Origin of the sequence: Vibrio sp. SCSIO 43153 (assembly GCF_023716625.1) — a bacterium.
GTDB lineage: Bacteria > Pseudomonadota > Gammaproteobacteria > Enterobacterales > Vibrionaceae > Vibrio > Vibrio rotiferianus.
This window is the reverse complement of sequence record NZ_CP071855.1, coordinates 1,729,292-1,744,057: the sequence shown is the minus strand read 5'-3', so window position 1 is coordinate 1,744,057 and position 14,766 is coordinate 1,729,292. Positions and strand designations below refer to the sequence as shown.

General features: G+C 45.3%; 12 protein-coding genes. 4 read left to right on the top strand and 8 right to left on the bottom strand.

Annotated elements, in window-relative coordinates; translation table 11 throughout:
• Positions 1-53: 53 nt before the first annotated feature.
• The gene (locus J4N37_RS07820) at positions 54-956 is read right to left on the bottom strand and encodes a LysR family transcriptional regulator (RefSeq protein ID WP_252040443.1); all 903 of its coding nucleotides are present in this window, start codon (positions 954-956) and stop codon (positions 54-56) included.
• Positions 957-1,298: 342 nt separating this feature from the next.
• Here J4N37_RS07820 and J4N37_RS07815 point away from each other — a divergent pair, with 342 nt between their 5' ends.
• Positions 1,299-1,436: a hypothetical protein gene (locus tag J4N37_RS07815; RefSeq protein ID WP_009704374.1), complete on the top strand. Its 138-nt coding sequence runs from the start codon at positions 1,299-1,301 to the stop codon at positions 1,434-1,436.
• Between the two features lie 63 nt (positions 1,437-1,499).
• Here the strand turns inward: J4N37_RS07815 and J4N37_RS07810 are convergent, their stop codons facing one another.
• Positions 1,500-3,263 carry a sigma-54-dependent Fis family transcriptional regulator gene (locus J4N37_RS07810; RefSeq protein ID WP_252040441.1) on the bottom strand — a complete coding sequence of 588 codons (1,764 nt, stop codon included), beginning with the start codon at positions 3,261-3,263 and terminating at the stop codon, positions 1,500-1,502.
• Positions 3,264-3,511: 248 nt separating this feature from the next.
• Here J4N37_RS07810 and exaC point away from each other — a divergent pair, with 248 nt between their 5' ends.
• On the top strand, positions 3,512-5,032 hold the full coding sequence (exaC, locus tag J4N37_RS07805) for an acetaldehyde dehydrogenase ExaC (RefSeq protein ID WP_252040439.1): 1,521 nt from the start codon (positions 3,512-3,514) through the stop codon (positions 5,030-5,032).
• Between the two features lie 347 nt (positions 5,033-5,379).
• On the opposite strand, the gene J4N37_RS07800 is transcribed toward exaC, so the two are convergent.
• Positions 5,380-6,531 (bottom strand): HD-GYP domain-containing protein, encoded by a 1,152-nt coding sequence (locus tag J4N37_RS07800; RefSeq protein WP_171306083.1) that lies wholly within the window; start codon positions 6,529-6,531, stop codon positions 5,380-5,382.
• Positions 6,532-6,852: 321 nt separating this feature from the next.
• Between J4N37_RS07800 and J4N37_RS07795 the strand changes: the two genes are divergently transcribed.
• Positions 6,853-7,824, top strand: a complete 972-nt coding sequence (locus J4N37_RS07795; RefSeq protein WP_010448314.1) for a TAXI family TRAP transporter solute-binding subunit — start codon at positions 6,853-6,855, stop codon at positions 7,822-7,824.
• 69 nt (positions 7,825-7,893) lie between these two features.
• Here the strand turns inward: J4N37_RS07795 and J4N37_RS07790 are convergent, their stop codons facing one another.
• From J4N37_RS07790 to J4N37_RS07770, 5 genes are all read right to left on the bottom strand, one after another.
• Positions 7,894-9,630, bottom strand: coding sequence for a methyl-accepting chemotaxis protein (locus J4N37_RS07790; protein WP_252040438.1), 1,737 nt, complete (start codon positions 9,628-9,630; stop codon positions 7,894-7,896).
• A gap of 156 nt (positions 9,631-9,786) precedes the next feature.
• Positions 9,787-10,557 (bottom strand): sulfite exporter TauE/SafE family protein, encoded by a 771-nt coding sequence (locus J4N37_RS07785; protein ID WP_252040436.1) that lies wholly within the window; start codon positions 10,555-10,557, stop codon positions 9,787-9,789.
• Positions 10,558-10,711: 154 nt separating this feature from the next.
• The gene (locus J4N37_RS07780; RefSeq protein WP_005451899.1) at positions 10,712-12,238 is read right to left on the bottom strand and encodes a tripartite tricarboxylate transporter permease; all 1,527 of its coding nucleotides are present in this window, start codon (positions 12,236-12,238) and stop codon (positions 10,712-10,714) included.
• Positions 12,239-12,258: 20 nt separating this feature from the next.
• The gene (locus J4N37_RS07775) at positions 12,259-12,753 is read right to left on the bottom strand and encodes a tripartite tricarboxylate transporter TctB family protein (RefSeq protein ID WP_005451900.1); all 495 of its coding nucleotides are present in this window, start codon (positions 12,751-12,753) and stop codon (positions 12,259-12,261) included.
• Positions 12,754-12,980: 227 nt separating this feature from the next.
• The gene (locus tag J4N37_RS07770; RefSeq protein WP_252040434.1) at positions 12,981-13,958 is read right to left on the bottom strand and encodes a tripartite tricarboxylate transporter substrate binding protein; all 978 of its coding nucleotides are present in this window, start codon (positions 13,956-13,958) and stop codon (positions 12,981-12,983) included.
• Between the two features lie 285 nt (positions 13,959-14,243).
• On the opposite strand from J4N37_RS07770, the gene J4N37_RS07765 reads away from it, so the two are divergent.
• On the top strand, positions 14,244-14,642 hold the full coding sequence (locus J4N37_RS07765) for a GFA family protein (protein WP_045389598.1): 399 nt from the start codon (positions 14,244-14,246) through the stop codon (positions 14,640-14,642).
• Positions 14,643-14,766: the final 124 nt, after the last annotated feature.

Here is a 14,766-nt window from a genome sequence, read left to right as displayed (position 1 = left end):
TATTGGTCGGCTTTTTTGTATGCGTTAACGATGTGGCAATTGAATTTAGTGGCTTAGCTAAGTGCTCGTTTAATAAAGGCTTCTACTTGAGCAATGATTGGATGTTGGTAGAAGGCGCGATGGTACTGAATACCTACGTCAAACATCATAGGTTTACCTTCCAACTTCAAAGGCAATCGACGAATGTCCGTGGGCAGCTCTTGGTCATCGATGTACATACCGACAAATACATACGGGCTGACTTTGACGCAATCTAGCGCAGCACTCATGGAGGAGACAGTCAGTTTTTGTTCTAGATTCACGCCAGTCAACTTACGCATTCGCTCGTAATAGGCGCTCACATCGAGCGAACCCATTGAGACGCGCACAGTATCTAGGTTCTCCATATCGCTCAGCTCTATTTCTTGCTGTTGACTGAGTGGGTGTTGCTCATTGACGTAAGCGAAAATCGGCACTGAGCTTACTTTGCGTTCTACCATCCTTTCATTGAGTTCATTTGGAAAACCACCAATACCAATCGCGACAGCACCACGTTTGGGGTTTTCTATGCTTTCAATCGACCAATCAATAAAGGCGATCTTAGGCTTTTGCTCTTCTGTTGTGAGGGCGGTGACCAAAGGAATCGTCAACATGGCAGAAAGAGGATTGATAATGCTGAATAGGTATTCGTTCGCATGCTGATTCGCATTGTAGCTTTGTGCCAGTTGCGGTATCTGCTCAAGTTGTTCTAACGGCTCGCTTATGGCTTCACATAGCTGCTGGCAAAGGAGAGTGGGGGTGTAGAATCCTTTCTCTGCATTGAACAGTTCGTTATCAAATCGCTGGCGACATTCGGCGAGCTGTCGAGTAAAAGTCGCTTTGCTGATGTCGAGGGTGTGACACACTTTCGCCTGCGTTTTTTGCTGGCTGAGCAGGTAAAGAAAGCGATACAAATTTAAATCAATGGTATTTTTCACGAAGTAAGCGCCTCAAAACATTGAGCTTTAAGTATCAACGCCTCTCATCCTCTGTTCCAATAAAATCTGCATCATTTTTTTCTTTTGTGACATAGAGTTAGCTCGTAAGGGTATGGTGTATCAATACTGATATCGAAACTAAGATTACGTAAAAGATGAAAAAGAGTGTTAGGTAAGCCCTTGATCTCCTCCTATAATTAGCTTGCATATGGAGGATGTTTAGTAGACAAACATCCTCTATTTTTTGAAACCTACAACAAGGAACCGGCATAAGTCGTTTTTGCTGGTGTTGTTTACATTTACCAAGAAGGTGATTTAACACTATTAATTGAGGTTCTTACGATGACTCTTAACAAGTACTTTGTTTTCATTCCGGCAGATATGGATCAGGAAACGCACAAGGAACAGAAAGTGAACTCTGAAACGGAAACTCAACGTCAGGCATTAGTAAAACAGGCGCAGCAAGAAGGCGGACTGTAAGGCTAGGTTTCAAAATAAGAAGAGCACCCCAAGAGGTGCTCTTTTTTTATCTCTCACATTTCATTATTTCAGCATTCCAAGGCTTTTGAGTTTGCGATAAATGGTATTGCGGCTCAGACCTAACATGCGTGAGGTTTTACTGATGTTGCCTTGGTTTGCTTGGTAGGTTTTCACCAGTTTATCTTCCACAGTCGTACGCATGTCTCTGGTTTTTGACGCACCCACTTCTCCGATAACGCTTGCTTGGCTCAGCTTTTTGGCAAGATGGTTAGGTACGTGGCTAAGCTCGAGTTGCGCTTCTCCTTGCGCCATCAAGGCTGATACTTTTATTAAGCTGTCGAGCTCACGCAGATTCCCCGGCCAACCATAGCCCAACATTAATGACAGCAGGTGAGGGCAAATACTTTGTTCAGACTCAGCGTGACGACGATGAATGTTCTCAATCAGTGCTTGTTTGTCGCTACGCTCTTGGAAACGAGGCAACTCAACGATGAGCCCGTTCAGGCGGTAATAAAGATCCTGACGAAATTCACCTTGTTCAACCAACCGTTCTAAGTCTTTGTGTGTGGCGGCGATGATTTGTGTATCCACTTGGATGGTTTGGTTAGAGCCGACAGGCAACACGGTTTTGTCTTGTAGCACATGCAGCAGACGGCTTTGCGCTTCTAATGGTAAGTCTGCGATTTCATCTAAGAACAAGATGCCTTTGTGCGCTTGACGGATCTTACCTTGGTAGCCTTTGTTGTTTGCTCCGGTGAAGGCACCTGCGACATAACCAAACAGTTCGGATTCGACCAAGTCTTTCGGCAGCGCACCGCAGTTCACGGAAACCAAGGGGCCGTTTTTTCTCTGGCTATTTTTGTGCAGAGCTTTAACAAACTCATTCTTACCTACGCCCGTCTCACCAAGGATCAACAAGCTTATGTCTTTATCGATTACGCGATTGGCTTGCTGCCAGCAGTGTTCGACGGTGGTATCGCCGTAATGCAGGTCATTCGAGGCAGAAATGGCACGGGATGATGTTTTTCGCTCCGATAGTGGCTGAGTTTTGAAGACTAAAGATTGGCTACTGGCAGAATCGTCGAGTATGGAGGCGAGTTGCTGTCCAACAACGTTGGTTTGATCCAGCAGTTGTGAGGCAACTTGGTTATGAGCCAGAATCTGACCCTCTTCATTGGCGATGATGATGCCTTGCCAACCGCTATTCAGTAGACCTTGCTCACAGGCTAAATCCACTCGAATATGCCCTTGAGGAATTTGGTTGAGCAGTTGGTTCTCCACTTGTTGAACCATGTTTTGCACTAAAACTTGCGTTGAAAAGTCATGCTTCTTTTGTTCGCTAGTGATGTCGAGAACCCCAATCAAGTTACCCAAATGATCAAAGATAGGGCTTGCCGAGCAACTGATGAAACGGTGATGTTGTATGAAGTGTTGGTCTCCAATCACAGAGACCGGTTTTGCTTCTACTAATGCTGTACCAATGGCATTCGTACCTTTTAGCTTTTCTTGCCAACATGCACCAGAACTGAGAGCAATCTCGGTCAACTTTTCGCGGAATTTAGGTTGTCCCCAGCTACCGATGATCACGCCTTCCGCATCAGTCAATATTAGGCGACTGTCACTATGCGCAAACAACTGGTTAAACAGGGGCAGAGCGAATTGTTTGACCGCATCGATCAAGAAATTGAGCTGGTGGCGTCTGTCTTCAAGAAACGCGGAAGTTACGCGAATATCGTCTGGTCGACGTCGCTGTTTTAAACCAGCTTGCTCACTTCTGTCCCATGAAGTGGAAAGCCAATTGCTGTTGGTAATGTGTTGAAGTTCCATGACTGTACCATTTTGTCACAGTGAGGGTGTGCCATTTTGGAACACTTGAACACTGGTGTTCACACCATACATCCGCTCAAACGTCACTCACTTGGTTTGTTATCGCTTGGTAATCATAGTTTTACATTTAATTAACAACAAGACGCGCGTTGTTGGCATGTGACTTGAGTAATGAAGTGAACAAGACAACAGAGTTGAACACTCGGTTGTTTAAAACAAAAAACTGAACGAGAACAAAAGGAAGAGTTATGATTTATGCACAGCCAGGTAGTGAAAATGCCATCGTTAATTTCAAATCGCATTACGACAACTACATCGGTGGCGAATGGGTAAAACCAACGGGTGGTGAATACTTCGACAATACATCGCCAATCAATGGTCAAGCGTATTGTAAGGTGGCTCGTTCCGGAGAAGCAGACATCAACCTTGCACTGGATGCTGCACATGGCGTAAGAGCGCAATGGGCGAAAACCAGTGTGACTGAACGTTCGAACATCCTACTTAAGATTGCAGATCGCATTGAGCAACACCTTGAAGAGTTGGCTGTGGCAGAAACATGGGAAAACGGCAAACCCGTCCGTGAAACGCTAGCCGCAGACTTACCTTTGGTCGTCGACCATTTCCGCTACTTCGCAGGTTGTATCCGCGCTCAAGAAGGCAGTGCGGCCGAGTTAGATGAGCATACCGCAAGTTATCACTTCCCTGAGCCGATTGGGGTAGTTGGGCAGATTATCCCTTGGAATTTCCCAATGTTGATGGCGGCTTGGAAGTTGGCTCCAGCTTTGGCTGCGGGCTGTTGTGTTGTGCTTAAACCTGCCGAGCAAACGCCGACTTCGATTCTTGTTCTGATGGAAAAAATTGGTGACCTTCTGCCTGCTGGCGTGGTGAACGTAGTCAATGGCTTTGGCTCAGAAGCAGGGCAAGCACTGGCGACGAGCAACCGAATCGCTAAGTTGGCATTTACGGGCTCAACGGAAGTCGGTAACCATATTCTGAAATGCGCGGCAGAGAACCTTATTCCATCAACGGTTGAGCTTGGTGGTAAATCTCCAAATATCTACTTCCCAGATGTGTTTGATCATGAAGACGAATACCTAGATAAGTGTATTGAAGGCACTTTGCTTGCGTTCTTCAACCAAGGCGAGGTGTGTACCTGTCCATCACGTGTGTTAGTGCATGAGTCTGTGTATGACAAGTTTATCGCTAAAGTCGCAGAGCGCGCCAAAACCATTAAGCAAGGCAATCCACTGGATACTGATACTCAGGTTGGCGCTCAAGCCTCGCAAGAGCAGTTCGATAAGATCCTGAGTTATCTAGAGATCGGCCGCCAAGAAGGAGCGAAAGTCGTATTTGGTGGAGATGTAGCGAAACAAGAGAACGACTTGGAGCAGGGTTACTATATTCAACCGACTTTATTACAGGGTCATAATAAGATGCGAGTTTTCCAAGAAGAGATCTTTGGTCCGGTAATCGCAGTGACTACTTTTAAAGATGAAGCAGAAGCGCTGGCGATTGCCAACGACACTGAATACGGTCTGGGAGCGGGTGTGTGGACTCGTGATCAGAACCTTGCTTACCGCATGGGGCGTAACATTGAAGCGGGACGCATTTGGATAAACTGTTACCACGCTTACCCTGCGCATGCTGCGTTTGGCGGCTACAAGAAATCCGGCATTGGTCGAGAGACGCATAAGATGATGCTCGATCACTATCAGAACACGAAAAACCTGTTAATCAGCTACGACGTCAATCCGCTAGGATTCTTCTAAATAAATCGTCTTCAGGCAAAAGAAAAAGCAGTAAAACAAAGCCCCGAGTATTCGGGGCTTTTCTTAGTGTCTGTTGTTCTTTCGTGGTTAAATTTTGTTCGAGATAAAATTGTTTTCCGCGAGGCAAGGGGTGTGTAGCCTAGTCATTCTAAGCAAATACTCCTTAACAAAGCATGAAACGATTTTAGTCGGGGGCGCCTAGCCGAACCCTTTGGGCAGCGTATGTTGGTTATTCCTACTTCACTATCGACTTCTCATGTAGGCTAACTACACATCAAAATCTCTGCCTTGTGTAACCGCCCGACAATTCGCTGCAAAAATCAGCTCGAAAGGTCAGCAGACCCTAGTTAACAAGCAACGGCGTTTTGGGTACCTTCGTGGTCTCGATGATGTGCGCGGATCGCTAAAAACTCGTCTAGGTGTTCGATCAGCATGTCGACGCAATCTGGGTCGAACATCAATAACCTATGCTCTTTAATAAAGTTTGCCGTATCAGACAGTGACCAAGCAGCTTTATACGCGCGCTTACTTAGCAAGGCATCGAATACATCGGCCAGTGTTACAATCCTCGCTTCTAAGGGAATGTCGTCACCACACAATGCATCGGGTAAACCTGTACCGTTGTAATATTCATGGTGATGGCGAATGATGTTCTTAATAAATTGCACTTCATCTGGTGCAATCATTGATGTGTCAGACAGCGCGACAACGTCTTCAATGATCCGCTCTCCAAAAATGGTGTGCTGATTCATAACTTCGCGTTCAGCTGCTGTAAAGCGCTTATCACTGAAGAGTACATCGTCAGGGATTTTGTATTTTCCTATATCATGAAAGGGGGCATATAGCCTGATACGGTGGATAAACTCAGGGGTAATAGACCTATTCTTATCTGCTAGTAACCGTGCAAGTCGCTCACTGTATTTTCCCATTCGTATTAAATGCTCTGCTGTTTCAGGGTCTCTTTCGTGTCCCATCTTCAAAGCAATCGCTAAAGCTGATTGAAAGTGCTTTTGTTTTTCATCTAGCTGAATAAACATGCCCGATATGATTTGGCTCAGGTAGGCGAAGTCTCGCTGCGTATGCTCATTCGAGAAAAACTTGGTTTTTGTTGCATTGCAGAAAAGGAAACCAATGATAGAACCACGATTATATATAGGTGATGCATAACTGCTTTTGTGGCCGAGTTTGATCAGTTTCTTTATGCGTTCGGTGTTGTCGAAGTTTTCTAGGTCATCAACGATTCTAACTTGGCAGTTATAGGCGACCTCCGTCAATGAAGAGTTTATGCGAAGCTCTTGGTCCTCAAAATCAAGACCAAATGGTTGAGCTATAGTGTCATTTACATAGTAGTTTGAGGCCTTGTTTCCTTTGATTAATACCACAGAAAAGCGGCTGAACTCTGGGTAACTTGTTTGAGTGAGCTCAAATAGCTCATCCAGTATTGCTGTGGTCTTCTTTTCTTTGGTCGCTGTTTTACTTAATAGGGGATAATCGAGCATGTTTGCCAACCTTTGTTGCACATTTTTGCTTTTTATAATGGAATCGATTTCTCATAATTTAGACTTAAAATGTAGCACCCGAATTACATTCAATTAACCCGTCTTACTTTGAAATTAGATTCCCATCATAAAAGTAAGGTTATGTATGTAACGATATAGTAAAAAAGCTTGAAGTAACCACATATAACGAGAATGTTAGACATTACTTAACTATCTGTATTTTTAAATTATTCATGAATTTCTAGGATGTGATCTTGTGCGTTAACAACTTGTTAATAGTTGCTATACTTACTTCACTACAACAAAGGAGAAGGACATTCAATGTTTAAGTTAAAACAGCTCGCAGTGGCGGCATCGCTAGTTGCAATGAGCGCAAGCTTTTCAGTTTCTGCTAAAGATACGTTTGTGACCATTGGTACGGGCGGTGTAACTGGCGTGTATTACCCTACGGGTGGTGCAATCTGTCGTTTGGTGAATAAATCACGTGCTGACCATGGCATTCGTTGTTCAGTGGAAAGTACTGGTGGTTCGATCTACAACATTAATACCATTCGTGCGGGTGAACTGGATTTAGGTATCGCTCAGTCAGACTGGCAGTACCACGCTTACAACGGTTCGAGCAAGTTTGAAGACAAAGGCCCATTCAAAGAGCTTCGTGCAGTGTTCTCTGTACACCCAGAACCGTTTACGGTTGTTGCTCGTAAAGATGCCAACATTCAATCGTTCGATGATCTAAAGGGCAAACGAGTTAACATAGGTAACCCTGGCTCTGGTCAACGCGGTACGATGGAAGTACTGATGAAAGAGTACGGTTGGACGAATGACGATTTCAAATTGGTGTCTGAGCTAAAAGCATCAGAACAGTCTAAAGCGCTGTGCGATAACAAGATTGACGCAATGATCTACACCGTAGGCCACCCAAGTGGTGCTATTAAAGAGGCGACCACCTCTTGTGACAGTAACATCGTAACTGTGGCTGGTCCGCAAGTCGATAAGCTAGTTTCTGATAACAGCTTCTACCGTATCGCAAACGTACCGGGTGGTATGTACCGCGGTTCAGACAGCGATGTACAAACCTTTGGTGTGGGTGCGACGTTTGTTTCTTCTACGGCAGTGCCAGATGAAGTGGTTTACAACGTAGTGAAAGCGGTATTCGAAAACTTTGACGATTTCCGCCGTCTACACCCAGCATTCGCGAACTTGAAAAAAGAAGAAATGGTGAAAGATGGTCTGTCCGCGCCGCTTCACCCAGGTGCTGAGAAGTACTACAAAGAAGTTGGTTTGATTAAGTAATCTGTCACTACGCCAATAAAAAACGCCATCGTATTTCACGATGGCGTTTTTGTTTGTCGTTCGTCAGTGTTATTGCACTTTAAACCGCGAAACTACATCACCCAGGCCAGTAGAGGTTGCTTTCAGTTCGTCGCTGACTGATGTTGTTTGCGAGGCGTTCTCGTTGAGCTTACGAATGATCTCTTGAATCGCGCTCATGTTACGGCTGACTTCCTGAGTCACCTGACGCTGCTCTTGAGCAGATGTCGCCATCAAAGTGTTCAAGTCGTTAATCTCTACCACAGAATCTGTCACTACGTTTAAAGAGTCCATTACCTGATTGGTGCGATCTGCGGTTTGTTGACAACTTGAACGCGTTGAGTCCATTTCATTGACCACATTATCAGTCGTCGATTTCAGTTTCGCTAACATCTCATTGATTTGAGAGGTGCTTTGCTGTGTACGAGCGGCGAGGGCACGCACTTCGTCAGCGACGACCGCAAAACCACGTCCTTGCTCACCGGCACGGGCGGCTTCAATTGCAGCGTTTAATGCTAGTAGGTTTGTCTGTTCTGCGATCTCTCCAATCACTTGTAACACAGAGCTGATCTGCTTGGTGTCTTCGCTCATTGTTCCAATGGTGTCAGACATAGAGGCGACCTGTGTGACCATGTCACTTACGCTTTGAACCGCGTTTCCAACAGTACGCTTCGATTCCTCTGCATAGCGATTGGTACGGTCAGTAAGCTTAGCTGCATCATCAGCACTGCTCGCAATAGACTCTGCCGTGGCGCTCATTTCTTCAATTGCGGTGATGGCTTGCTCTGATTCAATAGTGTGCTGATTTAGAGTGCTGCTATTGTTATCCGACTGTTTGGCAAGCTCACCAACCGCGTGGTCGATATGTGCAGATGAATGAGACACTTCAACAAACATCTTCTGCAGTTGGGCAATGAACAGGTCTATTGATTGGGATATATGGCCGATCTCATCCTTGCTGTCGATATTGAGTCTTTGAGTTAGGTCGCCGTTGCCATCTGACAGGTCACTGACTAATTTCTTCAATTGCTCAAGCGGCTTAAAAGCAAAGTGGAGCAAAACAATACTACCCAAAATGATTGCAATGCCAGCAATTGATAGCGCTAACGTAATCATCCAATTCAGCTTGTCTGTGTTAGCTTGAATGTTACTTTGGTCAATATATCCAATCAGCTGCCACTGGCCATTGCCGAATGAGATGCTACGCTCTACAGGCGTTAAGTTATTACCTTGCTTATTACTGTAAATAACAGTTCCATCACCGATAAGCTCAGCAAAGCTTCCCTCAGCCGCAAGTCCAACAATGACCTTACTTAAGGAAGCCAGGTCGTAAGTGAAAAAATCAACGGAATCGTCAAATCTTTTGATTGAGAAAGTGATGTATGGGACAGTGTCTTTGACAGTGATAGGGCTAATACTTAGTTGCTCAGTTTGCGTCTCTGCAGCGTCGATAAAATATTGAGCATCTTCTTCACTCATGTTGCCCGTATCATCGAACGCGTAACCGTTGACGATTTTAACAACCTGAGCAAAACCAGAGGTCTCTTTTGCATCCGCAATGTCCATCATGCTGAAGTTGAGATTGGTGGCCTGAGCAACTTTACTATTAAGTTCAGCTTCGAGTTTGTCGCGAGTGATGTCAATAATATGGGTGATGTTCTTACTGTCTGATTGATGAATGTAGTTGCTTATAAAGTGGTTGACGCTGAAGTAAGAGATAAGAGTGGTTGTGGTGATGATCGCGACGATCAGCAACACCAGTTTATTCTTAAACGAAAGGTGAGCCATATTACCTATACATCCTTGTTGAGTGACTATAAAAAAGACTGCAATCCGGCAGTCAAACAAAATTACGTTTTTTGTTGAATTGGCTCAATAATAAGACACCTGTATGGTAAATGTAAATAAGTTCATATATTTATGTTATCGCTTGAGGCTCGATTTTTAAGTGTAAACATCGATAAAAAAGTAGATAGTGATGGCGATAGAAGAAAGGGCAACGAAACCTCTTACATGGTTTGGGTTTAGTTGACGGGAGATTCGTGCAGCTAAGTAGCCGCCAACTAAAGTGCCAACCATTACAACGCTGCCTTTGGTCCAATCGATTGAACCGTTAGCAACAAAGATCACGATAGCAATCAGGGAAACACAGGTCGAAACCAGCAGCTTAAGCCCGTTCATTAAGTTGATGTCTTGGTGTCCTGCAACCACTAAATAACTCAAGACGATTACGCCCAATCCGGCATTGAAGAACCCACCATAAGCAGAGACCCCAATCAAAAGAAGACTTAGTGCAATCACACCCAGAATGCCGGCGTGTTTGGTCTCCTTGGTCAGAGATTTAATTAACGCAGTCATGCGCGAGCCAGTTAAAAACAGTACGGTTGCGAATAACAGTAGCCATGGAATCGCCTCAAGAAAAACAGATTCTGGCGTATTCAGCAGAAGATAAGCACCGATAGCGCCACCAATCAAACTGAAAGAGATAGTGAAAGCCAGTTCTTGCTTGTTCTTCATGATTTCTTCGCGAAAACCGATTGCACCACTGATATAGCCTGCGCAAGAAGCATAAGTATTCGTCGCGTTTGCCATGATGGGAGGCACTCCAACCGCCATCAATGCAGGAAAGGTAATGAAGCTGCCACCACCGGCGACGGAGTTCATGATCCCACCCACGACGCCTGCGGCAAACAAGAGAGCAAATTCCAGCAGCATAAAAGGTCCTTTTTGTTTTTATAATTTTTTGTTTCTGAACGGTTAACACTACGCAACTCACCGAAAGAAATAAAGTAGCGATTAGTCCAAGAAAAAAGCCACCGCAGAGGGTGGCTTGGTTTCAAAGGTCTATCTTGAGGGAGAGATAGAATGCCTATTGCTCAACTTTCACTGGCTGCGCTTTAAGCTTTTGAAAGAGTTTTACAAACAGTGGGCTGCCAAGTACTAATACCGCAAGCACTGTGAATGTCAGTGTGATTGGACGTTCCCATAAGAAGCTCAGTTCACCGTCGGAAATCATCAATGCACGGCGTAGGTTCTCTTCCATTAATCCACCAAGGATAAAGCCAAGCAACAGCGGTGCGAGAGGGAAGTTTGCCAGCCTTAGTGCGATAGCAGCCATTGCCACAAGTAGCATCACAAACACGTCCATGGTGTTGAAAGAAACCAGATACACACCTGTGATGGAGAAGAACAGAATCATCGGCAGCAACACGGTTCTTGGTACGGCCAACAGCTTTGAGATGTATGGGATCAGCGGTAGGTTAAGAATCACCAACACAATGTTGCCGAAGTACATGGAGATAATTACCGACCAAAATACATCTGGGTGCTCAACGAACAGACGAGGGCCCGGCTGAATACCGTAAGCGATTAACGCTCCTAGCATGATTGCGGTTGTACCAGATCCCGGGATACCAAGGGTTAAGAGAGGAACGAAAGAACCACTTGATGCTGCGTTATTCGCTGACTCTGGAGCCACCAAACCTCGGATGCTGCCTTTACCAAACTGTTCTTTTTTATCCTTTGGAGCAAGGTTACGTTCCATGCCGTAACTTAAGAAGGCGGCGATGGTTGCACCTGCGCCCGGAAGCACACCAGTAAAGAAGCCAAGGATTGAAGAGCGAATAGAAACCGGTGCTACTTCTTTGATTTCTTCCTTGGTGACTTTCATCGAGCCAATGTTGCTCAGCTTATCTTGTTCTTCATCACGAGTGTCCTCGGAAGGCTTCAAAATACCCATCAACGTTTCACCAAGCGCAAAGGTTGCCATCGCCAACAATAGGAAGCTGAAGCCATCCATCAAATCCGTTAGACCAAAGGTGAAGCGTTCAACACCGACGCCTTTATCAATACCGACGGTAGACAACATTAAGCCCAGAATGGTCATCATCCATGCTTTGATGACTTGTCCTTTACCTGCGAACGCAGCCACGGCGGATAAGCCGAGAAGCATTAGCGCAAAGTAGTCAGAAGATTGGAAGCTTAGCGAGACGTTAGCCAGTGCGGGCGCCGCTACAAGCAGCATGATGGCTGAAAGCGTGCCGCCAGTGAAAGAAGAGTAAGCCGCCAGTGCAAGTGCTTTACCTGCTTGTCCTTTCTGTGCCATTGGGTAGCCATCAAACGCGGTGACGACGGTTGAAGAACAACCCGGTGCGTTGATAAGAATAGAAGACGTTGAGCCGCCAAATACCGCACCATAGTAAACACCGGCCATCAGAATCAGACCCGAAGACGGATCCAAACCATAGGTGATAGGGATCATCAGAGCGATGGCAGAAATAGGACCAAGCCCCGGTAGCATGCCGATAAACGTACCGACAAAACAGCCAACAATCACCATCATGATGTTCATTGGCATCACGGCGGTGGATAAACCTTGTAGAATTCCATCTAACATAATTCAGTCCTTTCTTTTGACTACCAGATGGTGAAAATCAGACCAGGCTCAAGGTAGATATCCAGACCTTGAGTGAGCAACAAGTAAAACGCGATAACGAACGGAAATGAGGCTCCAAACAACACCGATTTACGTCGTTCGCCAAGAAGGTAAAAGCCCGCAAGCAGGAAGAACCCTGTCGCTAATACAAAGCCGATATAAGTCAAACCCAGACCATAAAGTGCCATCAAAACTAAAAAGGCGATGAGCAGTTTCCAATTGAATGACATCACAGCGCCGCTTTGTTTATCGGGCTGACCAGTGACCAATAGCATTAGCGCTAAACCAATCCCGACGTAGGTCAGAATGGTCGGTAAGGTGCGAGCCGTGAAGGGTTCGTATTCATCCCCGGGAAAGAGAGGGATTTGCGTAGTTTGGTAGCCATAGCATAGGCAAAACAACAAAAAGATCATCGCGCCGACACGATCGCGGCACAACAAATTCTCTTTGGTAAAAATATTGGTTGAATGAGACATATCCAACTCCTAGAACAACAGGAAAAGACCGTATATGGGCGTTAATGAAGAAGGACTAAGTCATTAACAATTAAGCGCATCGCTGCTAGTCGAGTTACTTAGTGTTTACCAATCAATAAACAAAGGAGTTTTTACTTGTCGATTATCGACAATGCCCATATACGGTGAAATTAGAGTGCAAATACAACGGGGCTAGGGATAGCTAACCCCATAAACTCGAATGGGAGTTATTGCTTCTTCAGGAAACCTAACTCGCGCATTAGATCGCCCATTTGCTGCTCTTGTTCTTCTAGGAACGCGAAGAACTCTTTATCCGCTTTGTAGTTGTCAATCCAACCATTGCGGTCACGAACAACTTGCCATTCGTCCGTTTTGTACATCTTGCTCAGAGCTGCGTTCCATTCGTCGAGCTTGGCTTGGCTTGTGCCAGGAGCGGCAAAGAAACCACGCCAGTTCGCGAACACAGTCTCATTGCCATATTCTTTGAGGGTATGGATATTTGGTGCAGCGTCTAGACGTTTTGGTGCCGTAATCGCCAGTACTTTTACCTGACCAGATTTCGACATCTCTAGCACTTCGCCAAGACCGGTTGAAAGCAATTGTGTTTCGCCAGATAGAAGTGCTGCCATTGCTTTACCGCCGGCATCGTACGCGATGTAGCGAACTTTACGTGCATCGAAGCCTTCGCCCTTAAATGCGGCTGCGACGACTAGGTGATCCATCGAGCCACGAGCAGAACCACCAGCGATTTTTACTTTACGTGGGTTAGATTCGAAATCTTTGACCACATCTTCCCATGTGTTGTACTTAGAATCCGCGGAAGTCACGATAGCGCCGTAGTCAGCAATCGTTGCGGCTACTGGCGTCAGATCTCGGAAAGATTGCGGGAAGATACCAGTGAGTGAGCGAACAACGATTGGGGTTGAGTTCACCATTAACGTATCAGGTTGGCGCTCAGCGGTTTCGATGAGGTGTGCAATCGCTTTGCCACCACCGCCACCAGAGAGGTTTTGGAAAGAGACATTTTCAACGATGTCGGATTTAACCAGTACATCACCTGTACCACGAGCCGTCATATCCCAACCGCCACCAGCACCACCTGGGATTAGAAAGTGGATTTTTTCAACATCAGCAGCAAAAGCGTGGAAAGAAAATGAGGCTGCAATGATGGATGCGGCGAGCGTTGGTTTGAGTACCTTTAACATGTTTCACGTTCCTTATGTTGGTGACTCTCTTGTTTTGAAGAGTCTTATTATTTGTTCTCCTAGCGAGGTAGGGTGACTCGCTAGTGATGAGTTAAAGGTTAATGAGGTGTTAACGTGATGTCTCTAATGCGTAGATAAAGAGAATATTGAGCATAAACGACGTTTTGTTCATAAAGTTCATGAAAAAGGGAGCCAAGGCTGGATTTAATAAAAGACTAGATTGGTCACATCAATTGGGCGCCTTAAAACGCCATAATAATGGAGGTTTAATAGGGAGTGACAGCGATGAAAGGAACCTGTTTATGTGGCGCTATTGAAGTGACCGCACCTCAACACAATGAAGTGAGCTTTTGTCATTGCGACATGTGTCGAAAGTGGTCAAGTGGACCTTTGCATGCGGTTCATTGTGGACCGGGCGTAAGATTTAGCGGTGCTGAGCCTAAACGTTATCAATCATCCCAATGGGCAGTACGAGGTTTTTGTGGTGAATGCGGCACGAATATCTATTACCACTTATTGGCAACGGATGAATATATTCTTTCTGCGGGATTATTTAATGAGCCAGATTTCAAATTAAGCTTAGAGATCTTCACTGATGAGAAGCCCGCGTACTATGATCTGCAGCCACACAGCAAGAAAATGACAGCTCAAGAAGTTTTTGACCAATACGCGCCTGAAGAGTAGATAATAATGAAGTTTCTCTGGTTAAAGGTTTTACTGACAGTAGCGGTATTTGCAGGTTTATTTTTGATTGTCTATCAGCAAGTACAAAGTGGTGTGAGCTAAAGATTGAGAAAGCCGAGTTTAT